At 65.4% G+C, this 25,856-nt stretch carries 19 protein-coding genes; 12 read left to right on the top strand and 7 right to left on the bottom strand.

Annotated features, from left to right (window positions below):
- Positions 1-122 precede the first annotated feature (122 nt).
- From VFW84_RS06980 to VFW84_RS06960, 5 genes are all read left to right on the top strand, one after another.
- Positions 123-575: a pilin gene (locus VFW84_RS06980; protein ID WP_329679724.1), complete on the top strand. Its 453-nt coding sequence runs from the start codon at positions 123-125 to the stop codon at positions 573-575.
- A 168-nt stretch (positions 576-743) separates the two neighbouring features.
- Positions 744-2,789 (top strand): transketolase, encoded by a 2,046-nt coding sequence (tkt, locus tag VFW84_RS06975; RefSeq protein ID WP_329679723.1) that lies wholly within the window; start codon positions 744-746, stop codon positions 2,787-2,789.
- A gap of 57 nt (positions 2,790-2,846) precedes the next feature.
- The gene (locus tag VFW84_RS06970; protein ID WP_329679722.1) at positions 2,847-3,440 is read left to right on the top strand and encodes a hypothetical protein; all 594 of its coding nucleotides are present in this window, start codon (positions 2,847-2,849) and stop codon (positions 3,438-3,440) included.
- Positions 3,441-3,465: 25 nt separating this feature from the next.
- On the top strand, positions 3,466-4,467 hold the full coding sequence (gene gap / locus VFW84_RS06965; RefSeq protein ID WP_329679721.1) for a type I glyceraldehyde-3-phosphate dehydrogenase: 1,002 nt from the start codon (positions 3,466-3,468) through the stop codon (positions 4,465-4,467).
- A gap of 122 nt (positions 4,468-4,589) precedes the next feature.
- Positions 4,590-6,320 carry a S8 family serine peptidase gene (locus tag VFW84_RS06960; protein ID WP_329679720.1) on the top strand — a complete coding sequence of 577 codons (1,731 nt, stop codon included), beginning with the start codon at positions 4,590-4,592 and terminating at the stop codon, positions 6,318-6,320.
- Here VFW84_RS06960 and VFW84_RS06955 read toward each other — a convergent pair.
- Genes VFW84_RS06955 through VFW84_RS06945 form a run of 3 tightly spaced genes read right to left on the bottom strand, consistent with a single transcriptional unit; the run spans position 6,257 to position 8,456 of the window.
- Positions 6,257-6,979: a hypothetical protein gene (locus VFW84_RS06955; protein WP_329679719.1), complete on the bottom strand. Its 723-nt coding sequence runs from the start codon at positions 6,977-6,979 to the stop codon at positions 6,257-6,259. The two genes, VFW84_RS06960 and VFW84_RS06955, sit on opposite strands and share 64 nt — an antisense overlap.
- A 41-nt stretch (positions 6,980-7,020) precedes the next feature.
- Positions 7,021-7,917, bottom strand: coding sequence for a biotin--[acetyl-CoA-carboxylase] ligase (locus VFW84_RS06950; protein WP_329679718.1), 897 nt, complete (start codon positions 7,915-7,917; stop codon positions 7,021-7,023).
- A gap of 8 nt (positions 7,918-7,925) precedes the next feature.
- Positions 7,926-8,456, bottom strand: coding sequence for an SET domain-containing protein (locus tag VFW84_RS06945; protein ID WP_329679819.1), 531 nt, complete (start codon positions 8,454-8,456; stop codon positions 7,926-7,928).
- A gap of 143 nt (positions 8,457-8,599) precedes the next feature.
- Between VFW84_RS06945 and VFW84_RS06940 the strand changes: the two genes are divergently transcribed.
- From VFW84_RS06940 to VFW84_RS06910, 7 genes are all read left to right on the top strand, one after another.
- Entirely contained in the window at positions 8,600-11,227 is a 2,628-nt protein-coding gene (locus VFW84_RS06940; protein ID WP_329679717.1) for a DNA topoisomerase III, read from the top strand.
- A 152-nt stretch (positions 11,228-11,379) separates the two neighbouring features.
- The gene (locus VFW84_RS06935) at positions 11,380-13,146 is read left to right on the top strand and encodes a glycoside hydrolase family 5 protein (protein ID WP_329679716.1); all 1,767 of its coding nucleotides are present in this window, start codon (positions 11,380-11,382) and stop codon (positions 13,144-13,146) included.
- Positions 13,147-13,150: 4 nt separating this feature from the next.
- Positions 13,151-13,864 (top strand): hypothetical protein, encoded by a 714-nt coding sequence (locus VFW84_RS06930; protein ID WP_329679715.1) that lies wholly within the window; start codon positions 13,151-13,153, stop codon positions 13,862-13,864.
- A 98-nt stretch (positions 13,865-13,962) separates the two neighbouring features.
- Complete coding sequence (gene msrP / locus VFW84_RS06925; RefSeq protein ID WP_329679714.1) at positions 13,963-14,985, top strand: protein-methionine-sulfoxide reductase catalytic subunit MsrP; 1,023 nt, start codon at positions 13,963-13,965, stop codon at positions 14,983-14,985.
- Positions 14,985-15,602, top strand: a complete 618-nt coding sequence (locus tag VFW84_RS06920; protein ID WP_329679713.1) for a protein-methionine-sulfoxide reductase heme-binding subunit MsrQ — start codon at positions 14,985-14,987, stop codon at positions 15,600-15,602. Before msrP ends, VFW84_RS06920 begins: the two co-directional genes overlap by 1 nt.
- Positions 15,603-15,615: 13 nt before the next feature.
- On the top strand, positions 15,616-16,626 hold the full coding sequence (locus VFW84_RS06915) for an AEC family transporter (protein ID WP_329679712.1): 1,011 nt from the start codon (positions 15,616-15,618) through the stop codon (positions 16,624-16,626).
- A 67-nt stretch (positions 16,627-16,693) separates the two neighbouring features.
- Complete coding sequence (locus tag VFW84_RS06910) at positions 16,694-17,818, top strand: GGDEF domain-containing protein (RefSeq protein WP_329679711.1); 1,125 nt, start codon at positions 16,694-16,696, stop codon at positions 17,816-17,818.
- Here the strand turns inward: VFW84_RS06910 and uvrA are convergent.
- The 4 genes from uvrA to VFW84_RS06890 all read right to left on the bottom strand — a co-directional run bounded on the left by uvrA (position 17,815) and on the right by VFW84_RS06890 (position 25,786).
- Entirely contained in the window at positions 17,815-23,631 is a 5,817-nt protein-coding gene (uvrA, locus tag VFW84_RS06905) for an excinuclease ABC subunit UvrA (RefSeq protein ID WP_329679710.1), read from the bottom strand. The genes VFW84_RS06910 and uvrA overlap by 4 nt on opposite strands.
- Positions 23,632-23,723: 92 nt before the next feature.
- Entirely contained in the window at positions 23,724-24,146 is a 423-nt protein-coding gene (locus tag VFW84_RS06900; protein ID WP_329679709.1) for a universal stress protein, read from the bottom strand.
- A 34-nt stretch (positions 24,147-24,180) separates the two neighbouring features.
- Positions 24,181-25,035 (bottom strand): metallophosphoesterase, encoded by an 855-nt coding sequence (locus VFW84_RS06895; RefSeq protein ID WP_329679708.1) that lies wholly within the window; start codon positions 25,033-25,035, stop codon positions 24,181-24,183.
- A gap of 31 nt (positions 25,036-25,066) precedes the next feature.
- Positions 25,067-25,786 carry a UPF0149 family protein gene (locus VFW84_RS06890; RefSeq protein ID WP_329679707.1) on the bottom strand — a complete coding sequence of 240 codons (720 nt, stop codon included), beginning with the start codon at positions 25,784-25,786 and terminating at the stop codon, positions 25,067-25,069.
- Positions 25,787-25,856: the final 70 nt, after the last annotated feature.

Genomic DNA, 25,856 nt, shown 5'->3' with positions numbered 1-25,856 from the left:
CCCACCCAAGGGGGTTGGCACAGCCTCTGCAATGAAGAAGGCACGGTGGTCAGTTCGGCCCCGGACTGATCCAACAGTTACCACCTCATCGCGGGGTTCGCCCCCTTCCAAAGGAGTTCAACATGACCCAAATCCGTCGCGCTCGCCAAGCTGCCCAGAAGGGCTTCACCCTGATTGAACTGATGATCGTTGTGGCGATCATCGGTATCCTGGCCGCCGTGGCGCTGCCTGCTTATCAGGACTATGTGGCCAAGTCGCAAGTGACTGAAGCCATCGGCCTGCTCGATGGTGCCAAGTCGACGGTTGCTCCGGCGATGTCTGACGACGCAACGGCGGCCAACTGCGGGTTCGCCAACGGTACACCCTACACTGGCAAGTACTCGGTAGTGGCGGTGCCAAACCCTGCTGCGGGTGTCTGCACGTTGACGGCCACCATGAGCGCGAATGCGAGCCCTCTGGTTGCTGGTGACACCATCATCATGACCTGGAGTGCTGCGACCAATGGTTTCGTGACCTCTCAAGCCACGACCGGCGGTACTGTTGGTGCCAACTTCTTGCCCACGGCCTGGAAGTAAAGTTTTTGAATCTCTGCCCGCTGGCCGGGCAGAAATCACCAGGGGCTCCTCACGGAGCCCTTTTTCTTTTGTACGCGCTCTTCTCGATGGCCTCCAAAGACCCAGGCCACAGCCGGGCTAAAATCTCCAGGTTGAGCCCCTTGCGGCTAGCCATTCACCTGTTACACCATGCCCGACACCACGAAAAACGTCACCGCCATGGCCAATGCCATCCGCGCGCTGGCGATGGACGCCGTTCAGCAAGCCAACTCCGGCCACCCGGGCGCCCCCATGGGCATGGCCGACATGGCAGTGGCCCTGTGGGGTCGTCACCTGCGCCATCACCCGGGCCAGCCTATGTGGGCAGACCGTGACCGTTTCGTGCTCTCCAACGGGCACGCCTCCATGCTGATCTACGCCTTGCTGCACCTGTCGGGCTACGATCTGCCGCTGGTCGAGCTCAAGAACTTCCGTCAGATGCACAGCAAGACCCCGGGCCACCCCGAGGTCGGCATCACCCCGGGTGTCGAGACCACCACCGGCCCGCTGGGTCAGGGCATCACCAATGCCGTGGGCATGGCTCTGGCCGAGAAGCTGCTGGCCGCCGAGTTCAACCGCGATGGCCACGCCATCGTCAACCACCACACCTACGCCTTCCTGGGCGACGGCTGCCTGATGGAAGGCATCAGCCACGAAGCGGCCGCCCTGGCCGGTGCCTGGAAGCTGGGCAAGCTGATCGCCCTGTACGACGACAACGGCATCTCCATCGATGGTCAGGTCGCCCCCTGGTTCGTGGACGACACCCCCAAGCGTTTCGAGGCCTATGGCTGGAATGTGATCGGCCCGGTCGATGGCCATGATGTGGACGCCGTGGACGGTGCCATCGAGACCGCCAAGCTGAGCACCGACAAGCCCACGCTGATCGTGTGCAAGACCCACATCGACCATGGCTCGCCCAACCGCGCCAACACGGCCAAGGCCCATGGCGAGCCCCTGGGCGTCGACGAAATCCGCCTGACCCGCGAGCTGCTGGGCTGGCCTCACGATGCTTTCGTGATCCCGCAGGAGGTGTATGCCGACTGGGATGCCAAGGCCGAGGGTGAACAACTGGTGGCCGACTGGAACACCCGCTTTGCGGCCTACCAGGCGGCGTTCCCTGAACTGGCCGCCGAGTTCACCCGCCGCATGGCGGGTGAGTTGCCTGCCAATTTCGCCGAGATCGCCGTGCAGGCCGTGGCTTCGGCACATGACAAGGCCGAGACCGTGGCCAGCCGCAAGGCCAGCCAGATCGCCCTGGAGTTCTTCACGGCCGCCATCCCCGAGATGCTCGGCGGCTCGGCCGACCTGACCGGCTCCAACCTGACCAACACCAAGAGCACGGCCGCCTTCCGCGTGGACGACGAGGGGGCCGTGGTGCTGAGCGAGGGCAAGCCTGGCCGCCACATCAACTACGGTGTGCGCGAGTTCGGCATGGCCGCCATCATGAACGGCGTGGCCCTGCACGGTGGCTACATTCCCTACGCCGGCACCTTCCTGACCTTCAGCGATTACAGCCGCAATGCCATCCGCATGGCGGCCCTGATGAAGCAGCGCGTGATCCACGTGTTCACGCACGACTCCATCGGCCTGGGCGAAGACGGCCCGACCCACCAGTCGGTCGAGCACGCCGCCAGCCTGCGCCTGATCCCGGGTCTGGACGTGTGGCGCCCTGCGGACACCACCGAGACTGCCGTGGCCTGGACCATGGCCCTGGCCAACAAGAACCGCCCCAGCGCACTGCTGCTGTCGCGCCAGAACCTGCCCTACGCGCCCAAGGCCGACGCCGATGTCATCACCCAGGGCGGCTATGTGCTGGCCGAGCCGGCTGAAGTGGGCCTCAAGAAGAAGCCCCAGGCCGTGATCATCGCCACCGGCTCCGAAGTGCAACTGGCCCTGCATGCCCAGGCCGAGCTGGCCAAGAGCAAGATTGCCGTGCGCGTGGTGTCCATGCCGTCGACCACCGTGTTCGATCGCCAGAGCGTCGAGTACAAGAAGTCGGTGCTGCCCGCCAACCTGCCGCGCATCGCCGTGGAAGCCGGTGTGACCGACGGCTGGTGGAAGTACGGCTGTGCCGCTGTGGTCGGCCTGGACACCTATGGCGAGTCGGCCCCCGCAGGTGTGCTGTTCAAGCACTTCGGCTTCACCACCGAGAACGTGGTGGCGACCGTCAAGGTGGCTCTTGGCCTGCGTCATTGACGCTGGCCCGCGTTCGCGGTAGTTTCGACGTTTCCCCCATTTCAACGAGGTTTGATCATGACAATTCGCAAAATGACGCTGGTGTCTGCTGCTCTGGTGGCTTTCATGGGGTGGGGGGTGTCGGCCCAGGCGCAAAAGCTCACGGGCGTGACGGTCGAGCCCGCCAAGGCCGAGGTCGGTCAAACGGTCAAAGCCACCTCCTCGTTCGAGGTGAGCAATGGCGCGATCAACTGCAAGGTGCGCGTGAACTGGGGTGATGGCAAGTCGCGCGACTTCCACATCAACCAGGAGAAGGACGTGCCCCTGGTGCTCGATCACAGCTATGCCAAACCTGGCAAGTACGACGTGAGGGTGGAAGGCAAGGGCGGCATCAAGTGCATGGGTGCGGATCAGCACGCCACGGTCGAGGTGGTCGCCAAGGGCGCCAAGACAACGGGCAAGGCTGCTGCTGCGGCATCTGCCGCTTCGGCCACGGCTTCGGTCTGCCCCACGGGCTGGAAGCTGACCAAGGCGGGTGTGTCCAAGAAGACCGGCGCCTTCACCTGCACGGCCAAAGCCAACACCCCCATCCCTGAACCCAAGGTGGCCTGCCCGGGCGATCTGACCTACTTTGACAACGTCAAGAAGGGTCAACTGGGCTGCCGCCCCTGATTCGTTTTTTTCGGAGATTCAAGACATGACGATCAAGATTGGTATCAACGGCTTCGGCCGCATCGGCCGCATGGTGTTCCGCGCTGCCGTTCAGAACTTCAGCAAGGACATCGAAATCGTTGGCATCAACGATCTGCTCGAGCCTGACTACCTGGCCTACATGCTCAAGTACGATTCGGTGCATGGCCGCTTCAAGGGCGATGTGTCCGTCGACGGCAACACCTTGGTCGTCAATGGCAAACCCATCCGATTGACCGCCGTGAAGAACCCCGCCGAGCTGAAGTGGGACGAGGTGGGTGCCGATGTCGTGATCGAGTCCACCGGCCTGTTCCTGACCAAGGAAACCGCCGAAGCCCACATCAAGGCAGGTGCCAAGAAGGTCATCATGTCGGCTCCTTCCAAGGACGACACCCCGATGTTTGTCTACGGCGTGAACGACAAGACCTATGCCGGTCAGACCATCATTTCCAACGCGTCGTGCACCACCAACTGCCTGGCTCCTGTGGCCAAGGTGCTCAACGACACCTTTGGTATCAAGCGCGGCCTGATGACCACCGTGCACGCCGCCACCGCCACGCAAAAGACCGTGGACGGTCCGTCCAACAAGGATTGGCGCGGCGGCCGCGGCATCCTGGAAAACATCATCCCCTCGTCCACCGGCGCTGCCAAGGCCGTGGGTGTGGTGATCCCCGAGCTCAACAAGAAGCTGACCGGCATGGCCTTCCGCGTGCCCACCTCCGACGTGTCGGTGGTGGACCTGACTGTCGAGCTCAACAAGGAAGCCAGCTACGAAGACATCTGCGCCGCCATGAAGGCCGCCTCTGAAGGCGCCATGAAGGGCGTGCTGGGCTACACCGAAGACAAGGTGGTGGCCACCGACTTCCGTGGCGAGTCCTGCACCTCGGTGTTCGACGCCGAAGCCGGCCTGGCCCTGGACAAGACCTTCGTCAAGGTGGTGTCCTGGTACGACAACGAGTGGGGTTACTCCAACAAGTGCCTGGAAATGGCACGCGTCATCGCCAAGTGATCGGGTGCTGACCATGGACAAACGGCCCTTCGGGGCCGTTTGTCTTTTTTGAGGCACTATTTGCGGCATGGTGAGGGCGGTAGCTTGATAAGCTGCCTCAAGGGATCAAAGAGGAGTGGGATGTGATTCGCAAGTGGATGGCTTTGTGCGGGTTGGTGTGGGGGCTTTGTGGCGCAGCCACGGCCGGTGAGCGGCTGGCCATGGGCCTGATCGTCAAGCTCAAGGGAGCGCAACCCAGTTCGGTGGTGCACATCCAGGCGTCTGTGCGGCCCAAGGAGTTGCCGTCTCAGACGCGGCAACGCATCAGTGCCTTGATGCAACGCCGTGGCGTGTCTTTCCTGGTGCAGCGCCCCACGGTGTTCGGGGCTCAACTGGTCCACAACGCTCGCCCGATGTCCTGGTCTGAGGCCGAGCGTCAGGCGCGTGCGCTCAAGCAGGATCCCGATGTCGAGTGGGTGGTGATCAACGAGATCGCCTGGCCGCAGGCCACGGCGCCCAACGATCCCCTTTACTCGCAGCAGACGTGGTTGAGTGATTCGGCGGCGGGGGCGATTCCCAATGTCCCGGCGGCCTACGATCGCTTGTCGACCGTGGTGTCCGACCGGGGCCGGGCCTTGGATCCCGTGGTGGTGGCCGTACTGGATACGGGCGTCGTGCGTCATCCGGATCTGGTCGGTGGGCCTCTTTTGTTGCCGGGACAGTATGGCTATGACTTCGTGACGGAGAGTGATTACTCCAATGACGGCACCGGGCTGGACCCCGATGCTTCCGATCCAGGTGATTACCTGACGCAGGCCACGATCAATCAATCGCCTGTTCTCTATCAGGGGTGTGAGGCGGGAGACAGTTCCTGGCATGGCACCATGACCATGGGTGTGCTGGCTGCCGTGTCAGGCAATGGGCGGGGTGTGGCAGGCATGCTGTCGTCGCCTGTCCTGCCGGTGTCGGTCCTGCCGGTGCGCGTCTCTGGCAGTTGCGGCGCCTCGGTCAGTGACATCATCGAGGGGATGTTGTGGGCGGCGGGCATCAGCTACAACGGCTCGCCTGCGCCCAACCCGAGGCCGGCGCGCGTTCTCAGTCTCAGTTTTGGTGGTGCGCCCGGGTGTTACTGCGCCAACAAGTCCCAGCCCAATCTAGATGGTGGTGCCTGCCTGTATCAGAACGCGATCGACGCGCTCAGCAGCAAAGGCGCCGTGCTGGTGGCCTCAGCAGGCAATGATGGTGCCAGCCAGTCCACGCGACCGGCGAGTTGCCCGGGGGTGCTGGCGGTCACGGCCTTGGATGCGGATGGGTCTCGGGCGTCTTATGGCAATGCCGTGACCTCTCTGGGCATGGCCACCATGGCGGGCGGAGTGACCACGGCCAATCGGGGCGCGCGAGGGCCGTTGCCAGATGCCGATGCGCCGGCGGATGAGTATCTCACTGTCGAGGGCACCAGTTTTTCGGCACCGATTGCTGCCGGGGCGCTGGCGATGATGTGGTCTGTCAATCCGGGACTGACTGTGCAGCAATTGCTCGATGGTCTGCGCGCTCACGGGGTTCGTCCGCACATAGATCCGGTGTGCAGCGGCAGCCTGACCCAGGCCTGCGGTCCGGGTATTCTGGATGTGGCACTGGCGGTCGACTGGGCAGCGTCACAAAGCTATGGGGCCTATGCCGCGCCAGACGTCAGCGCTGCTTTCTTCACGCCGGAGCGGGCCTACGGCAGCCAGGGGAGTGGCGGAGGTGGGGGCGCGATGTCCTTCCAGGACGTGATCGCTCTGGGCCTGCTGGCCGCGTGGGCCTGGGTTCAGCGCGGCTCGCAAGCCACAAAGCCCTTGCCGGTGGGCAGGGGCAGGCCCGCCAGGCGCTGAGGGTCTCCCGCCTGAGTCTGCGGCACGCGCACGACGATCTGATCGGACGGGGCGCGCAGATTGACCACCCGGGCGGTCCGCACGCCGCGCAGCTTCATGGATTCGAGTGCGGCCTGGGCCTGGGCCTCGACATTGAAGCGTCCCAGCGACAGCCCCATGCGCAGGCTGGCGGGCGAACGCACTTCTTCGAAGCTCAGGTTGCGGATGCGGCGCAATTCCAGTTGTTTGCGCTGCACGGTGTCTGCATCGGGGTAAGGGCCCATGTAGACCAGCCACAGCCCTGGCACGGCCACCGTCTGGGTGTTCCAGGGGGTGGCAGGCAAGGCCTTGGACAGCAGCAACTGGACCTGGCGCTGCTCGTCGACCGTGAAGGGGCCGGCCTCCAGGCAGGTGGCTGTGTTCTCGGTGGTGGCGCTCGACACCTCACTGGCCGGCGCCTGGACTGAAGGATCGGGAGAGATTTCAGGCGGCGCGGCCGTGTCGATTGAACCGCCAGACGTCAGCACGATCAGCCGCTCCGCGTGCACCTGCTCCCGCAGTCGTTGCGGCTCGCGGCCAGGCGTGGCCTGCGTGCCCAGAAGCGGGTCCAGCCAACCCGCATGCCAAGCGTAAAAGCCTGCATTGGCCATCAACAGCAGCGCAACAAGCAATCGCAGCATAAGGGGGTGTCAGAGATCCTGCAGTGGGTCGATGGTCGGGATCATAGGTGATCCGGGATCGGACGCACCGAGACCTCGCCCAGGCGCCAGGGCTGAGGGCGCCCATGAGCGTCGTGGATCAGCAACGCTCCCTGGGCATCCACGCCGGCCGCTGTGCCAGAGGCCTCGGGGCTTGGGTGCAAGGCAGCTTGCAGCGTGGCAGGCGGTGCCTGGTGGCGCCAGAGGTTCACGGCCCGCCCCAGCAGGGCATCTCGTCGGGCGTAGCGCGCCATGAAGGCGGCAAAGCCACTGCGCTCGAACAGCTGTGCCCCCTCCAGCAGGGCGGGCACCAGGGCCCGCATGAGCTGGCCGGGTTGAGGCGGGGATCCGGGAGCGTCGCCATGCACGCCCCACTCGTGCAGATCGCAGCGCTCGGAGCGCCACTCGGCCGGTGTGCCCCACAGGTTCAGGCCCAGCCCGATGACCACCCAGCGCTGGTCGGGGGGCAGTGCGGTGCTGTGGCTGGCTTCGATGAGGATGCCGCCCAGCTTGCGGTCCTGGATCCACAGGTCGTTGGGCCACTTGAGCTGTGCGGGCGCCCCCAGCGCCTCCATGACCTCGGCCACCACGGTGCCCACGGCCAGCGACAAGGCGCTGCCACCGCCTGGCACGTGGGTCAGGTCCAGGGGCAGGGCCACACTCAGGGTCAGGGTCTGGCCCGGCTCGGCCTGCCATACCCGTCCGGCGCGGCCGCGACCGGCCGTCTGGCGCCAGGCCACCACCACGGCCGGGTCGCTGAGGCCTTGTCGGCCCATGGCCATGGCATGGCTGTTGGTCGAGTCGACCTCGGGCAGGACCTCGATGCTCAAGGTGGGCCAGCGCGACTGCGCCGCCAGCCAGAGCTGTTCGGCCGCCGCGTGCAGTTCCGCCAGACCGGCGGCATCGGCATCGGTGCTCAAGGCGGGCCTCAAGCCGCCTTCTTGCGGCGCTTGATGGCCAGCATCGTGCCCCGACAGGACGGTGTGCCGCACCAGCAGGCATAGTCCTTCTTGAGCTTGGGCGTGATGCGTCCGTCGATCACCAGGCCATAGTCAAAGAAGAGTTCCTCGCCGGGCTCGATGTCGCGCAGCGCATACAGGAAGACGCGGTCCCCCTGCTGGTCGGCTTCCAGATTGGGCTCGCAGGAGTGGTTGATCCACTTGGCCGAGTTGCCCTTGTGCTTGCCGTCGATCACATGGCCGTCGTCCAGGTGAAAGTAGAAGGTGTGGTTGGGCTGCGCTGGGTCGTGCGGGTGGCGGTCCAGGGCTTCCTGCCAGGTGATGATCTCGCCGCGGTACTCCAGCACCTTGTCGCCGGCCTGGAGGGGGCGGATGGCGTAGACGCCCTTGCCATGGATGCCGGACTCGCGCACCTGGGTGCGTGGCCCTCGCTCAGGGGTCGGCGTCGAGGCGGTGGCCGAACGGGCGGCGGGCCGATTTTTTTTCTGGGCTTGCGGCATGGGCAAGATTGGGTACATTGAATTGGTGGGCGCGCGCGTGTGCGTACACGTACACACACATGTGCGTGCGCGCGAGAGCCCTGATTGTAAGAACGTATTGCCTCCGGCCGCGAGATGGGCCGGACTGACGCTATAAAGACGCCATGAGCAAAGCCCTGGTCATTGCAGAGAAACCTTCCGTTGCCCAAGACATCGTGCGCGCGCTGACGCCGGTGGACGGCAAGTTCGAGAAGCACGACGAATACTTCGAGAGTGACCACTATGTGGTCAGCTCGGCAGTCGGTCACCTGGTGGAGATCAAAGCTCCGGAGGAGTACGACGTCAAGCGCGGCAAGTGGAGCTTTGCCCACCTGCCGGTCATCCCTCCGCACTTCGATCTCAATCCGATCGACAAGAGCAAGGGCCGCCTCAATGCCCTGGTCAAGCTGATCAAGCGCAAGGACGTGACCACCTTGATCAACGCCTGTGACGCGGGGCGCGAAGGGGAGCTGATCTTCCGCCTGATCGCGCAGTACGCGCAGGACAGCACGGCCACCACCCGCGCCAAGGGCCTGGGCAAGGAGGTCAAGCGCCTGTGGCTGCAGAGCATGACGCCTGCCGCCATCCGCGATGGTTTCGATCAGCTGCGCAGCGACGCGCAGATGCAGCCCCTGGCCAGCGCGGCGCGTTGCCGCTCCGAGGCCGACTGGCTGGTGGGCATCAACGGCACGCGGGCCATGACGGCCTTCAATTCGCGCGATGGGGGCTTCTTCCTGACCACCGTGGGGCGGGTGCAGACCCCCACGCTGTCCATCGTGGTCGAGCGTGAAGAAAAGATCCGCAAGCACGTCTTCCGTGATTACTGGGAAATTCGCGGCACCTTTGGCGCCGCCGCAGGCAGCTACGACGGCAAGTGGTTCGACCCGGCCTTCAAGAAGGACAAGAGCGCCGTGGACGGCTCGGCCGAGGCCGAGTTCAAGGCCGATCGCGTCTGGTCGGCGGCCGAGGCCCAGGCCATTGCCGATGCGGTGCGTGGCAAGGCCGGCACGGTCACGGAAGAGGCCAAGCCCAGCAGCCAGTCCAGCCCCTTGCTGTACGACCTGACCACGCTGCAGCGCGAGGCCAACTCGCGCTTTGGCTTCAGTGCCAAGACCACGCTGGGCTTGGCGCAGGCCCTGTACGAAAAGCACAAGGTGCTGACCTACCCTCGTACCGACTCGCGCGCCCTGCCCGAGGACTATCTGAGTGTGGTGCAGCAGACCATGGGCATGATCGCCGACGAGGATCTGCCCGGTCCCTTGAAGGCCCTGGCCCAGCATGCCCGCAAGGCCATCAACGATGGCTACATCAAGCCCAACAAGCGGGTGTTCGACAACGCCAAGGTGTCGGATCACTTTGCCATCATCCCCACGCTGCAGGCCCCCCGCAGCCTGACCGAGGCCGAAGCCAAGCTCTACGACATGGTCGTCAAGCGCTTCATTGCCGTGTTCTACCCGGCGGCCGAGTTCATGGTCACCACCCGCATCACCAAGGTGCCGGTGGGTGGGGCCGAGCACCATTTCCAGACCAATGGCAAGGTGCTGGTCAAGCCGGGCTGGCAGGCCGTCTATGGCAAGGAAGTGGCCGAAGAGGGCGACGACACCACCCTGGTGGCCGTGCAGCCCGGCGAGGCCGTCACCAATGAGGACGTGCTGGTCAACGCGCTCAAGACCAAGCCGCCCGCGCGCTATTCGGAAGCCACGCTGCTGAGCGCCATGGAAGGTGCCGGCAAGCTCATCGACGATGAAGAGCTCAAGGCCGCCATGCAGGAAAAGGGCCTGGGCACGCCAGCCACGCGCGCGGCCATCATCGAAGGCCTGATCCTTGAAAAGTACATGTACCGCGAGGGGCGCGAGCTGATCCCCACGGCCAAGGCCTTCCAGCTGATGACGCTGTTGCGGGGGCTGGGTGTGGAAGAGCTGACCAAGCCCGAGCTGACCGGCAACTGGGAATACCAGCTGGCCGAGATGGAAAAGGGCCGTCTGAGCCGCGAGGCCTTCATGGCCGAGATCGCGGCCATGACCCAGCGCGTGGTGCAAAAGGCCAAGGAGTACGACCGCGACACCATCCCGGGCGACTACGCCACCTTGAAGACACCCTGCCCAAACTGTGGTGGGGTGGTCAAGGAAAACTACCGGCGCTTCACCTGCACCGGCAAGCAGGGCGGCGGCGATGAGGCGGGTTGTGGCTTCTCCATGACCAAGATCCCGGCGGGTCGCAGCTTCGAGCTGGCCGAGGTGGAGGAACTGCTGCAGCACCACAGGATCGGGCCGCTGGAGGGCTTCCGCTCGAAGGCGGGCTGGCCCTTCACGGCCGAGTTGCGCATGGTGCGCGACGAGGAAACCGCCAACTGGAAGATGGAGTTCGACTTTGGCGATGACGCCAAGAAGGGCGAAGAGGGTGGTGAAGAGGTGGACTTCAGTGGCCACACCAGTCTGGGCGCCTGCCCCAAGTGTGGTGGCCATGTGTACGAACATGGCAGCAACTATGTGTGCGAGCGCACCACGGGCACGGCCACCTGTGACTTCAAGAGCGGCAAGATCATCCTGCAGCAGCCGGTGCCCCCCGAGCAGATGGGCAAGCTGCTGCACACGGGCAAGACCGATCTGCTGGAGAACTTCGTCTCCAACAAGACCCGGCGCAAGTTCAAGGCCTTCCTGAGCTGGGATGCCAAGGCGGGCAAGGTGGGCTTCGAGTTCGAGCCGCGTGCGCCCCGGGTGGCGGCCAAGAAAGTGGCAAAAAAGGCCGCTTGAATCGGGGGGGATGTCAGGGGCATCGGGAAAACGATGCCCCGACATGAAGGTATCGTCTTGGAACCCGCCCTATCATCGTGTCATTCACGATGGCGGCAGTGTGGCCGCAGATCGGGGTGGTCGCACCCGTCAGTCTTTCAGAAGGTATTGGCATGTCATTTGTCAAGGTCAGTAAAAACTCAGCCTGGAGCCTGTGGCAGCTGGGGCGCATCTCGGGTATCAATACCGGATTTGTGGATGAACCTCAGCAGTTGATCCTGAATTTGTGCATCAACAAGGGGCTCAACGCCATCCGCCTTTTCCTCACCGAGGGCTCGGCAGGCTATTACCTGACTCCGGACGACTATCTGGCGATCGGCGCAAGTTATGCCGCTGACCCGGGTGGCGCCGACGTCGGCTGGCGGTCATCCGCCTTGACGGCACTGTCCGACATATCTTCGGAATCGGGGACCAGCAGGACCTATGTGGAGGTGGCGGCCCGTGTGACGGAGATCCTGGATGTGTGTGCCTCTGTGGGCATGGGCGCCATCCTGACGATCGATTGCTGGGCAACCCGTGGCAACCTTCTCTGGACGGATGAAGCCGTCAAGACTGGCATCGTGAATTTCTGGCGGGCGACGGCAGCCCAGTGGCGCACCCACTCGGCCGTGATCGGCTATGACATCGTCAATGAGCCGCAGCCTGACAATGAAGCGCACTGGCCTGCTCTGGCGTTGCGCATTGCCAATGCCATTCGCGAGATCGATGCGGTGACCCCGATCGTGGTGGAAGGCGCTGATCTCGGCACGGCCAAAGGTCTGGGGGCGTTCGGTGCAAGCCACCCGCTGGTCACCGGGTATGCCGAGCGCAAGATTGTGTTCTCGTTTCACGCCTACCAGCCTTTCGGTCACACCCATGGTGGGCTGGCGGAGTCTGCTTACGAGCAGATGGGGGTCACCTATCCCATCAGTGGGAGCATCCTGGACTATGGCACCGAGCCACGCTATGCCACCAGTCCGGACTATCCCGTGCGTTCCGCTGCGCTGATCTCGATTCGTTCGTCCCAGGAATTGGTGGATGCCTACTTCGCGCCGGCGGTGGCGTTCAAGCAGGCCTACGGTGTGCCTATCTTCGTGGGAGAGTTTTCCTATGTGGATCAGTCAGGCGGCGCCTGGCTGGACGAGTCAGGCAAGTACTATCAGCCTGACCCCGAGAGCTACTGCCGCCAGGTGACCGCCATCGAGGTGACACCCGGAGATGCCACGACGGGCAAGCTGACCCTGGTGATGGGCAATATCGAGCGCAGGGCCTTTGCAGACCGTCAGGGGATGGGCTTCAGGATCGATGTCAGCGACAAAACGCCGAGCCAGCTCGCACTGGAAGGCGTGACCGCTGGGACAGCGGATGGCAAGCTCAAGAACAAGGTTCGGGTGTCGTTGGAGGGCTGGTACCCGAAGCCCACACGTTCTGACTTGACGCCCGAGGAGCAGGCACAACTGGACGGACTTTCGCTTGGCGAACAGACTCTCAACGATCAGGTGTGGAACATCAGCGACAAGCTGGGAGCGCTGTTGCCTAGTCAACGGGAAGTGACCATTGCACGCGGTGATCATCGCTACGAGATTGTCATGAACACGACGGGCTTGACAAGTATCCCGGCGCAGGACCCCGTGATGGACGGGGCCTCCGTGCTGCGGTATCCACCGGTCGCTCTGGTGTCCCTGGCTCCCTCCGAGGCGCATATGGGCACCAATGGCAGCAACTGGCGTCGCATCCGCGAGAACTATGCGGCCGACATCTTGGTCATGTGTCAGCAACAGGGATTTTCATGGTCCTGGCATGCCGTGTCGACGGAGGTCGGTCGTCACGAATGGGCGGCTGATTCATTGATCTATCAGTTGATGTACAAGCCAGCCATGGGACGTCGGTTGGAAGGATAAGAGCATGAACAAAGTTCGCCGCGCACTGTTGTTTTCTTTGCCCATGGGAGCGCTCATGGGCCTGTCGGGCTGCAATGTCGGTTCGTCTGACGACGCTTCCTTGTCGTCGGCGGAGCAGACCGGGGAGCGGGCGTTGGCCAATGGCCGCGCCTTGAAGGTCAATGCCGCATGGCCTTATGCCGTGGTCGACTCGACATTCTCGGGCGATGGGCAGGCCTATTTCATCCCTGACGAGAATCTGCTGCAGGGCTGCATCAATGGCGACAATCTCTATCTGGCGCTGTGGCAAGGGTCGGGTGATCAACAGCGGGCCATCGCCATGACCTTGGTGGATTTGCCGATCAACCCTGCGGCGGTGATCGATCCCGATGCCGAGAATCCTCCGCCGATCCCCGAAGGAACACCTCTGTATCTGGACAGCAAGGTGTTCCAGTTGGCGAGTTCGCCTCCCTCGGTGCTGGATGCCGTCGTGGTCGTGACCGTGATCAAGGATGGGCGAGCCGAGCTGTTTGACTTCACCTTGTACGATGGGTCGATCACTGTCTCGGGTTTGTCCGGCCTGGACGAAACCAGCAGTGGCGAGATCACCCTGACCTTCTCGGGGGTCAAGGGGGTGGTGACGTCAGAGCCGACCAACAACGAGGCCATCTATCCGCTGCAACTCGATGGTCAGATCCGATTGGGCGTGCGCGAAGAGGTGGTTTCCTGGTTGACCTGAGAAACCCCATGATGATCAGGGCTGCTTCCTGATGTGCAGGTGCGTGTAAGGTTCGGGGGCTGCACCCGATCTGGTGCGGTTCATGTGGAGCACCAACCATGCCGTTCATCAAGACCTCACGCAGTCTGATCCATCCAGATCTTGGCATGGTGCACCCCGTGCCCAGCGAGATCACGCCCCGTCAGGTGTATGAGGGGCGCCGCGCCTGGCTGCAGCAGGCGGGTCTGGCGGCGCTGACATCCGCCTCATGGGTCGGGGGGAGTCAGGCGCAGGGATCCGAGCCCCTGGCACGGCGTCCGGGCAAGCTGGCACCCCTGCCAGGCGCTCGCAGTGCGGTGCCCGGCTCGGTGGTGATGGACAAGCTCACCCCCTACGAGGACGTCACCACCTACAACAACTTCTACGAGTTCGGCACCGACAAGGGTGATCCGGCCGACCTGGCCCACACGCTCAAGACCCGCCCCTGGTCGCTGAGCATCGAGGGCGAGGTGGGCAAGCCCCTGAAGCTGGGGCTCGATGATCTGCTCAAGCTGGGCGCCATGGAAGAGCGCATCTACCGCCTGCGCTGTGTCGAGGGCTGGTCTATGGTGATCCCCTGGGTGGGCTACTCGCTGTCCACCCTGATCAAGCGTGCCGAGCCCACCAGCCGCGCCAAGTTCGTCGAGTTTGTCAGCCTGGCCGACCCCAAGCAGATGCCCGGCGTGCGCTCCAGCGTGCTCGACTGGCCCTATGTGGAGGGCTTGCGCATCGACGAGGCCATGCACCCGCTCACCCTGATGGCCTTTGGCCTGTATGGCGAGGTGCTGCCCAACCAGAATGGCGCGCCTTTGCGCCTGGTCGTGCCCTGGAAGTACGGCTTCAAGAGCGCCAAGTCCATCGTGCGCATCCGCCTGGTCGAGCGTGAGCCGGTGTCCTCCTGGACGCGGGCCAACCCGCGCGAGTATGGCTTTTATTCCAACGTCAACCCCGGGGTGGATCACCCGCGCTGGAGTCAGGCCAGCGAGCGCCGCATCGGCGAGGGCGGCCTGTTCACCCCGCGCAAGCCGACCCTGATGTTCAATGGCTACCAGTCCCAGGTGGCCTCGCTCTATGCGGGCATGGATCTGAAAAAATACTACTGATGACGCTGACTTCTCGACTGACGGCCCTGCTGCTCCAGCCCTGGGCCAAGCCTGCCTTGTGGCTGATCTGTGCGATCCCGATGGCGGCCTTGCTGGCGGCTGCGGCCACTGACAACCTGGGGGCCAATCCGGCCGAAAAACTGGTCCAGGAGACCGGTGAGTGGGCCTTGCGCTGGCTGTGGGCCACCCTGGCCATCACCCCTTTGAGGACGCTGCTGTCGCAACCCGCCTTGCTGCGCTTTCGGCGTCCGCTGGGGGTGACCGCCTTCCTCTACGCGGCCATCCACTTCCTGGCCTATGCCTGGCTGGACAAGGGCTGGGTGATGGATGACATCTTCAAGGACATCGTCAAGCGCAATTTCATCCTGGTGGGGGTGCTGGCCCTGCTGCTGATGACGCCGCTGGCGCTGACCTCCTTCAACCGGGCCATCCGTGCGCTGGGCGGGCGGCGCTGGCAGATGTTGCATCGCCTGGTCTATGTCGTGGCCCTGCTGGCTCTGCTGCATTTCTTCTGGAAGAAGGCGGGCAAGAACGATTTCGGCGAGGTGTCGGTCTATGCCGGCATCCTGGCGGCCCTGCTGGGTTGGCGCTTCGGGCGGTGGATCAAGCTCGTCTGATAGTCCACGCTGCATGATCGATCTGCTGTGGCTGTTCGTGCCCTTCTTTGCCCTGGTCCTGATGGGCTGGGCGGCGGCGCGCGGTCGCCTGCTGCCTCTGGAAGGCATCGGGGCCATGAACACCTTTGTGCTCTTCTTCGGCCTGCCGGCCATGGTGTTTCGGCTGTCGGCTGGCGGGGCTTTGCAGCAGAGTGGCCTGCTGGGGTTGCTGCTGGCCTATGGCGCCGCCGGTGCCGTGATCGTGTCGCTGGCCCTGGTCTGGGGTGTCCGGGCCGGGCTGGTGCGTCGGGACAGCGGTCTGCTGGCCCTGGTCACCGTGTTCCCCAACACGGGCTTTCTGGGCCTGCCTTTGCTGACGGGTCTGCTGGGGCCTCAGGCGGCGGGGCCCGTGGCGGCCACCTTGCTGGTCGATGTGCTGGTGCTCAGTTCCCTGTGCCTGGCCTGGGCGCATTCACAAGGCATGTCGCAAGGTGCGTCATCCGGGGCGGTGTCTGCGCAGGAGCGCGGTGCCTCCGAGGCCCTGCAGGCGGCGCTGACCTCACTTCGCGGCGCGCTGCGCAATCCCTTGCTGTGGTCCATGGCGGCGGGATTGCTGGCGTCCTGGTGGGGGCTGGTGTTGCCGCAGCCGGTGGATGAAACCTTGCGCTTGCTGAGCCTGTCGGCCACCCCCGCAGCCTTGTTCACCCTGGGGGCCATGCTGGCGCGCGCGCAGATGCTGGGCCCCACGGATCGCCGTGACAGCGCGGCCGTCTGGGGGCCCACCCTGCTGAAGCTGGTCCTCCATCCGGGCCTGGTCTGGCTGGCAGGCATGGGCCTGCGGTCGACTGGCCTGGCGGTGCCCGATGCCGGGCTGATCACCTTGACGCTGGCCGCTGCCTTGCCCTCGGCCAGCAATGTGTCTATGCTGGCCGAAAGAGAGGGCGCAGACACGGCGCTGGTGGCACGGGTCATTCTGTGGACCACGGCCGCCGCCCTGCTCACGGTGGCCTGCTGGGCCCATGGGCTGGGTGTGCGGCCACCATGACGCGGATGGCCGCGCTCGCACCATGGTTGTCTGCATGGGCCCGTAATCACCACCCACATCCTCAGGCATGGCGACGACTCTGGCGACCCTCTTTGACAAGCTGACGCGACCCGAAGCGATGGTGCCTTCGTCGCCCTTGGTCGGAACACTTCAGGACTCTCGGCAAGCCGAATTCGGCGCCTTGCTTCAAGGCATCGCCGTGATCGCCGGGATCACCCATCTGGCGTTCTGCGGCCTGTTCTTCTGGGCGGAGGTGGAGCCACTGGCCTATGTCAATGTGGGCAGCGTCCTGCTCTACGTGTGCGTGTTCTTCTGGGCTCGGCGAGGGCACATCCTCCGCGCCTGGTTTTCGACCGTGAGCGAGGTGATGGGGCACGCCCTGCTGGCGGTGGTCGTGATCGGGTGGGAGAGCGGCTTTCACTACTACATCCTGCTGGTCATCCCGGTGGCGACGGTCAGTGCCATCCGGCCTGTGTGGCTGCGTGCGGGCGTGGTCCTGCTGGCGATGCTCTCTTATCTGGCCATGGACATCCAGTTGCGCCACCGCGTGCCGCCCCATGCGCTGCCCGGGGTGGTGCTCGACGGTCTGCACTACTTCAATGTGCTGGGTGTGATGGTGATCCTGCTGTTCCTGGCGGCCTACTACTTTCAGTTGATCAATGAAGTGGAAGCCCAGTTGCGCGCCATGGCGGCCACCGACCCCCTCACGCAGTTGCACAACCGGCGTGCCATTGACGATGTGACGCTCCGGGAGCACAGCCGCGCTGTGCGTGGCGGCCACCCCTTGTCATTCCTGCTGTGCGATCTGGACCACTTCAAACGCGTCAACGATGAGCATGGGCATGAGGCCGGAGACGCCGTGCTGCAGGCGGTCAGTGCGGTCCTGGCGCAAGGTGTGCGCAGCAATGACCATGTGGCGCGCTGGGGCGGCGAGGAGTTCCTGGCCGTGTTGCCCGATGCCGATCTGGCGCACGCGCAGATGGTGGCCGAGCGCCTGCGTGCGGCCGTCGAGCAATTGCGCATCGAGCACAACGGTGTCGTGCTGACGATCCAGGTGACCATCGGGGTGGCCATGATGCAGGCGGGCGAATCGGTCGACGAGGCCATCGCCCGGGCCGACAGTGCGCTCTACGAGGGCAAGCGCGCTGGCCGCAACCGGGTGGAAGCTAAGGCGCCGTCAGCAGCGCCTTAGGCCTGCGGAGCGGTGGCGCGGTTCATCACGCCCGCCAGGGCCTTGCCCGTGTGGGTGCCCTTGCGGATGACATGCTCGGGCGTGCCCTCGGCAGACACCTTGCCACCGCCCGTGCCCCCTTCGGGGCCCATGTCGATGACCCAGTCGGCCTCGGCGATGACGTCCAGATCGTGCTCGATGACGACCACGCTGTGGCCACCTTCGACCAGGCGGTGCAGCACGCGGATGAGCTTGGCCACATCGGCCAGATGCAGGCCCACGGTGGGTTCGTCCAGCACATACAGCGTGTGGGGGGCCTTCTGGCCGCGCTTGCCGACCTCGTCGCGCACCTTGGTGAGCTCGCTGACCAGCTTGATGCGCTGGGCTTCACCGCCCGACAGGGTCGGCGAGGGCTGGCCCAGGGTCAGGTAGCCCAGGCCCACGTCCTGCAGCAGCTTGAGCGGGTGGGCGATGGAGGGCATGGAGGCGAAGAACTCGACCGCTTCGTCGACCTCCATCTTGAGCACATCGCCGATGTGCTTGCCGCGCCAGGTGGCGGCCAGGGTCTCGGCGTTGAAGCGCATGCCATTGCAGGTGTCGCAGTGCACCTTCACATCGGGCAGGAAGGCCATCTCGATGGTGCGGATGCCCTGGCCTTCGCAGTCCGGGCAACGGCCCGCGCCGGTGTTGAAGCTGAAACGGCCGGCGGCCCAGCCGCGCGCGCGGGATTCCAGCGTGTCGGCAAAGAGCTTGCGGATGGTGTCCCAGAAGCCGATGTAGGTGGCCGGGCAGGAGCGTGGGGTCTTGCCGATGGGGGTCTGGTCGACCTCCAGTACGCGGTCCACGCCGCCCCAGCCGTCGATGCCGTCGCAGCCGATCCACTGGGGTTGCTGCGTGGCACGGGCCTTGGGCGGGATGCTGACCGCGGCCTGCACATTGGCCAGCAGCACGTCGCGGGCCAGGGTGGACTTGCCCGAACCCGACACGCCGGTGACGGCCACCAGGCGCTTGAGGGGCACCTGCACGCTCACCTCGCGCAGATTGTGCAGGCGGGCCTTGTGGATGTTCAGGCCAGGGGTGTGTGCGTCGACCGCGCGCCGATCGCCTTGCGGGTGCGTCATGGGGCTGCGCAGGCAGCGGCCGGTGACCGAGTCCGCACTGGCCATGATGTCGGCCACGGTACCTTCGGCCACCACGGTGCCACCCCGCACACCGGCCCCGGGGCCGATGTCGATGATGTGCTCGGCGCGGCGGATGGTGTCCTCGTCGTGCTCGACCACCACCAGGGTGTTGCCCTCGGCCCCCAGGGTGTGCAGGGCATCGAGCAGCAACTGGTTGTCGCGCGGGTGCAGTCCGATGGTGGGCTCATCGAGGATGTAGCAGACCCCTTGCAGATTGGAGCCCAGTTGCGCGGCCAGACGGATGCGCTGGGCTTCGCCACCCGACAGGGTGGGTGCGGCGCGGTCGAGGCTGAGGTAGCCCAGACCCACCTGCTCCATGAAGCTCAGGCGGCTCTTGATCTCGCTGACGATGTCGCGGGCGATGGTGGCCTCGCGGCCGTCGAGCTTGAGCTTTTCGGCCCACTTGCGGGCGTCTTTGACGGACAGGGCCGACAAGGTGGCGATGCCCTGGCCACGCAGTTGCACGAAACGGGCGATGGGGTTGAGGCGGGCGCCATGGCAGGTGCCGCAGGACTCGTCGGTCACGTCGTCGACATCGGGCTCGGCAAAGGTCTGCTCGCGCCCCTTGTTGTCGTCCTGCACCGAGTCGTCGAGCACCTTGCGCTGATCGCGGGTCAGGGCCAGACCGGTGCCCACGCAGTCGGGGCACCAGCCATGCTTGCTGTTGTAGGAGAACAGGCGTGGGTCCAGCTCGGGGAAGCTGGTGCCGCAGCTGGGACAGGAGCGCTCGGTCGAGAAGACCTTGACGCGACCCATGCGCAGGGTGGACTTGCCAGTGGCCAGGGCCTCGGCCAGGCCATCGAGCCCGGAGATCAGATGGACCACGCCCTTGCCGTGTTCGAGCGCACTGGCCAGCAGCTCACGCAGGCGGCCTTCGTTCTCGGGGGTGACGACGACATCGCCCACGGGCAGCTCGATGGTGTGCTCGCGGTAGCGGTCAAGCTTGGGGCCGCTGGCCGTGCCCCAGCCCGCGGTGGGCAGGAACTCGCCGTCCACGCGCAGGTGGGTGAAGCCCTTGCCGGCCGCCCATTTGGCCAGCTCGGTGTAGATGCCCTTGCGGTTGATCACCAGGGGCGCCATCAGGCCGATGTGCTGACCACGGTAGTCGCGCACCCACTGGGCTGCGATGGCCTCGGGGGTTTGCGGCAGCACGGGGATGGGCTGGCCCTCGCTGTCGACACAGCAGGGGCAATGCTGCACGCCCAGCTTGACGAAGAGCAGGCGTAGGAAGTGGTGCACCTCGGTGGTGGTGCCCACCGTGCTCTTGCGGCCGCCGCGCGAGAGTCGCTGCTCGATGGCCACGGTGGGCGGGATGCCATACACGGCATCGACCTCGGGGCGACCGGCGGGCTGCACCAGGCTGCGTGCGTAGGCGTTGAGCGATTCGAGGTAGCGGCGCTGCCCTTCGTTGAAGAGGATGTCGAAGGCCAGGGTGGATTTGCCCGAGCCCGACACGCCGGTGATGACGTTGAACTTGCCGCGCGGGATGTGCACGCTCAGGCCCTGGAGGTTGTTCTCGTGGGCGTTGAGGACCTCGATGCTGTCGTGGCCAGGCGCGCTGGCGGCGCGGGCACGGCGCTCGTCGCGGCGGGCCTTGACCAGGGCCTGCAGCGAGGGGCCGTCGTCCTCGCGGGCCGAGCCGACCGCGTAGCTGGCGGCGCGCTCGGCGACCTTCAGGGCGGCGTCGGGTTCTGGCACGGCCAGGCCCAGGGCCTGTTCGTACTCGCGCAGGGCGAGGGCGGTGTGGGTGCTGCCCAGGCGCAGGGCTTCGGGCGGGCCGCTGGCGACCAGTCGCCCGCCTTCTTCGCCCCCTTCGGGACCCAGCTCGATCAACCAGTCGCAGGCGCGGATCACATCCAGGTTGTGTTCGATCAGCAGGATCGAGTGGCCGGCATCGAGCAGTTTGGTGAAGGCCCGCATCAGCTTGGCGATGTCGTCAAAATGCAGGCCGGTGGTGGGCTCGTCGAACATGAAGAGCGTGCCCTTGCGCGCCACGCGCTGGCCGGTCTTGCTGGCCTGGGCGGCGGTTTCGACCAGGTGTCCGGCGAGCTTGAGGCGCTGGGCCTCGCCGCCCGACAGGGTGGGCACGGGCTGGCCCAGCTTGACGTAGTCCAGGCCCACATCGGCCAGGGGCTGCAGGGCGCGCACCACGTCCACGTCCTGTGCAAACAGGCGCACGGCCTCGGCCACGGTCAGCTCCAGCACGTCGGAGATGCTGAGCTTCTTGTTGAGGCGCTCGATGGTGACCTCGCGCACCTCGGCACGGAAGCGTGTGCCGTCGCAGTCCGGGCAGCGCAGGTAGACGTCGCTGAGGAACTGCATCTCGACGTGCTCGAAGCCCGAGCCGCCGCAGGTGGCGCAGCGCCCCGTGCCGGCGTTGAAGCTGAAGGTACCGGCCGTGTACTTGCGCTCGCGCGCCAGGGGGGTCACCGCAAACAGGGTGCGCACCGCATCGAAGGCGCCGACATAGCTGGCAGGGTTGGAGCGGGCCGTCTTGCCGATGGGCGACTGATCCACGAAGTTGACCGCGCTGAGCCAGTCGGCACCCAGCAGATCATCGTGCTCGCCCGGGCTCTCGGTGGCCAGGCCGAAGTGGCGCAGCAGGGCCGGGTGCAGGATGTCCTGCACCAGAGTGGACTTGCCCGAGCCCGACACGCCGGTCACGCCGACCAGGCGCTGCAGCGGGATCTCGATGTCCAGGTTCTTGAGGTTGTGCTGCCGGGCCCCTTGCAGGATCAGCTTGGGCGTGTTGTCGGCCACCGGGCGGCGTTGGCCCATGCCGATGGTGCGGCGGGCGCCCAGGTAGGCCCCCGTGAGCGTTTCGGCACGCTTGAGGTCTTCAGGCGTGCCATCGAAGACGATGCGGCCGCCCTGGTGGCCCGGGCCGGGGCCCATGTCGATGACCCGGTCGGCGGCCAGCATCACGGCGGGGTCGTGTTCGACCACCACCAGGGTGTTGCCGGCATCGACCAGGCGCTGCATGGCCACGTTGATGCGGTCCATGTCGCGCGGATGCAGGCCGATGCTGGGTTCGTCCAGCACGAACAGGGTGTTGACCAGCGAGGTGCCCAGGGCCGTGGTCAGGTTGATGCGCTGCACCTCGCCGCCCGACAGGGTGCGGCTTTGCCGATCCAGCGTGAGGTAGCCCAGGCCCACATCGACCAGGTATTTGAGGCGCGTGCGGATCTCGTCAAGCAGCAATTGCAGGGCTTCGTCGTGGCCGGCCGTGGGCAGGGTCACGAAGGCAAAGAAGCGCTGCAACTGCTTGATCGGCAGCAGCATGGTGTCGTGCAGGTTCAGGCCCGGCTGGGATTCCAGCACGGCGCGCGGCACGGCGGCCCCTTTGGGCAGCATGCGTTGCGCTGGGGGCAGCACGGCGTTGGCATCGTCCTGGCTGCCCAGACGCCACAGCAGGGATTCGGTCTGCAGGCGGGCGCCATCGCAGGCCGGGCAGGGGGTGTAGCTGCGGTACTTGGACAGCAGCACCCGGATGTGCATCTTGTAGGCCTTGCTCTCCAGGTACTCGAAGAAGCGGCGGATGCCGTACCACTGCTTGTTCCAGTTGCCCTTCCAGCCCGGATCGCCCTCGATGACCCAGTGGCGCTGCTCGGCACTCATCTGCGACCAGGCGGTGTCGCGCGGGATGGCGGCGTCGCCCGCGTACTTGATCAGGTCGTTCTGGCAGTCGGCCCAGGCGGGGGTCTGCAGGGGCTTGATGGCGCCACTGCGCAAGGTCTTCTTGGCATCGGGGATGACCAAGCCCCAGTCCACGCCGATGACGCGGCCAAAACCACGGCAGGTGGGGCAGGCACCCGCCGCCGAGTTGAAGGAGAACATGCCCGGCGTGGGGGCGCTGTAGCGGCGCCCGCTGTCCGGGCAGTGCAGGCCGCTGGAGAAGCGCCACAGCTCGGGATCGGTGGCCTCGCCCTCGGGCAGGGCGTAGACCGTGATGTGGCCACTGCCGCGCTTGAAGGCCACTTCCAGGGCCTCCATGACGCGGGGGCGGTCCAGGTCGGCACCGCTGGGGTCGGCACCGATGCGGAAGCGATCGGCTGCGACGTCGAGCACCAGGCGCTCGCCGCCCTCGGCGGGCACGATGCGCTGGGCCTGGATGCGCGAGAAGCCGCTGACCGACAGCCATTCCTGCATCTGCTCGGGCGAGGTGTTGGCCGGCAGTTCGGCCCCGAAGGTGACCACCACGCGGCGCCCGCCAGGGGTGGCCGCACAGCGGCGCAGCAGTTCCTGGAACACCGAGGTGGGCGTGTCCTCGCGCACCAGCAGGCCGGTGTCCTGATCGAACAACTGGGCGGCGCGCGCAAAGAGCAGCTTGAGGTGGTCGTTGAGCTCGGTCATCGTCCCGACCGTGGAGCGCGAGGTGCGCACCGGGTTGGTCTGGTCGATGGCGATGGCGGGGGGCACGCCTTCGACACGGTCGACCGCGGGGCGATCCATGCGGTCCAGGAACTGGCGGGCGTAGGCGCTGAAGGTCTCGACGTAGCGGCGCTGGCCCTCGGCATAGAGGGTGTCGAACACCAGGGAAGATTTGCCCGAGCCGCTGGGGCCGGTCACCACGGTCAACTCACCCGTGCGGATGTCGAGGTCGAGGTTCTTGAGGTTGTGCTGACGGGCACCGCGGATGCGGATCACGGACATGGATCACCTTGCGCTCGATGGCGGCGAGAGAGTCTGCCCGGAGGAGATGCTCCGGGCAGGGAGCGCAAACATTCTAGAGGCTAGAGACCAGCTTAACGCACTAGCAGCACCGGGGTCTTGCAACGCGCCATGACCTGGGTGGCCACCGAGCCGGTGATCAGGTTCATCAGGTTGCCGTGGCCGTGCGAGCCCATGATGATCAGATCGTATTTGTCCTTGTCGGCCAGCTTGGCGATGACTTCCGGTGCGTGGCCCACCTTCTGCACGAAGTTGGTGGCCAGGTCGTGCTTGGCGGTGAACTTGCGGATGGGCTTGAAGACGGTTTCACCCGCGTCGTTGTAGTAGGCCTTGAGCTCGTCGGCCGGGAACATCGAGGCGGCGTGCGGCGGGATGGGGGCCGTCACGGTCAGCACCGTGTAGGTGTGCGGGGCCGTCAGCCATTCTTCATGGGTGGCCAGCCAGGCCAGCATGCGCTTGGTGAAGGGGCTTCCATCGACAGCCAGCAAAATCTTCATGGGTCTTGACTCCTCAGAGGTGGGGCAGAAGTGTTCATCCTAATGCAGGGCGAGAAGGGAGGTCGATGACAAAGGTTTTCAGGAAGGTGTCCTGCTCGCCTTTGCTGCGGTATCCCAGGGGGTTGGCCACCACGCGGCAGGCGTAGGGACGGCCCTCGACCTCGCCCGAGACGGTGTAGTCGTTGTTGCAATGCAGGTGGCCGTGGATCCAGAGCTGCGCGTAGGGCAGCAGATCGTCCAGGGCGTTGCAAAAGCCCGCCGTGCCCGGTGTGAGGCCATAACGGGGATCGGCGCTGCGCAGCGAGGGTGCGAAATGGGTCACGGCCACCGTGCTGCCCTCAAAGGGCCGGGTCAGGGCCTCACGCAACCAGGCCTGGCAATCCAGCGCCATGTCCCGCATGGCCTCGGCCAGCACGGGCTCGCCGTTCAGGAGCGTGGTGTTCTTGCGCAGGTAGTAGTTGGCGGCGCGAAAGGCCTTGTCCCGCGCCTGCATCTGCCGGGTGGTCGAGGACTCGGCGCTGGCCAGCGCTTCAAAATCGCTCCACAGCGTGGTGCCGACAAAGCGCACATCGCCGAGGGTGACGACTTCGCGGTCCAGCCAGGTGATGCCCAGCCGCTCGCAGGTGGCCTTCAAGCGCGCACAGGCAGGCTCGAACTCCAGGCCGTCGAACTCGTGGTTGCCCGGCAGAAAGAGCACCCTGGGCCAACGGGCACCGTCCCCCAGGGGGGAGAACCGCGCCAGACCGAAGTCCTCGTCGCGCAGGAGCGAGCCCGCCTGGTAGGAGCCGATGTCTCCCGCCAGGACGAGCACGTCGACCCCCTCGCCGACCTGCGGCTGGAAGTCCGGATACCGCTCAAGGTGGAGATCGGAGAAGATCTGGATGCGCATCAGGGGCACCGCATCGGGTCGTCAGGCGATCTCAGTTGGCTCCGTGGCAGTTCTTGTACTTCTTGCCGCTGCCGCAGGGGCAGGGGTCGTTGCGGCCCGTCTTGGGTTGATCGCGCACCACGGTGGTCACCTTGTGGCGCTCGGCAATGCCGATCTGGGCCAGGTCCACCACGTCGAACACCAGGGCTTCGATGGCGGCGTCCAGGTTCTTGAGGGGGTGCTCTTCGTCCAGGGCCTTGGTCATCTGCTGCTGCACTTCGTCCTGATCGGGCAGATGGCGCCACAGCGAGTCCAGCAGGTCGGGCACGCCGCTCAGGCTGGCTTCTTCCAGTTGCGGGAAGTTGGCCAAGGCCCATTCAAAGCCGGCCACCCAGTAACCCAGGCCCTCGAAGGCGTCCTTGCCCTCCAGCGGTTTGCCGTCCTCGTCTTCGACCAGGGGCACCAGCGGGTCGAACCAGCCGTTTTCCAGGATGCCGCGCAGCAACTCGTCGTAGCGGCGCTGGATCAGGGTCATCAGGCGGTTGTGCTGCTTCTCGGTCCAGCCGTTCTCACCGGGCTTGGGGATGCCCTCGGTGCCGAAGATGGGGGGCAGCCAGTCCTCGGGGGTGAGGATCACGGGCTGCACCAGCACGCCGCAGAGGTAGCCGTCCAGGATCACCGCGTCCAGGGTTTCGTAGGGGGCGGGCACCAGGGCCAGGAGTTCGTCGATCTCGTGGATCTCGGCGTCGGTCAGTTCGGCGGCAGCGGTCATGTTGGCGGGCACTGGGATGCAGCGCGCTGTATTGGTCAATGCGTGATTGTGCCGGGCTTTGCGACGGGTG

Origin of the sequence: Aquabacterium sp. (assembly GCF_036279655.1) — a bacterium.
In the GTDB taxonomy this organism is placed as follows: domain Bacteria; phylum Pseudomonadota; class Gammaproteobacteria; order Burkholderiales; family Burkholderiaceae_C; genus Aquabacterium.
This window is presented reverse-complemented; position numbering and strand designations above follow the sequence as displayed.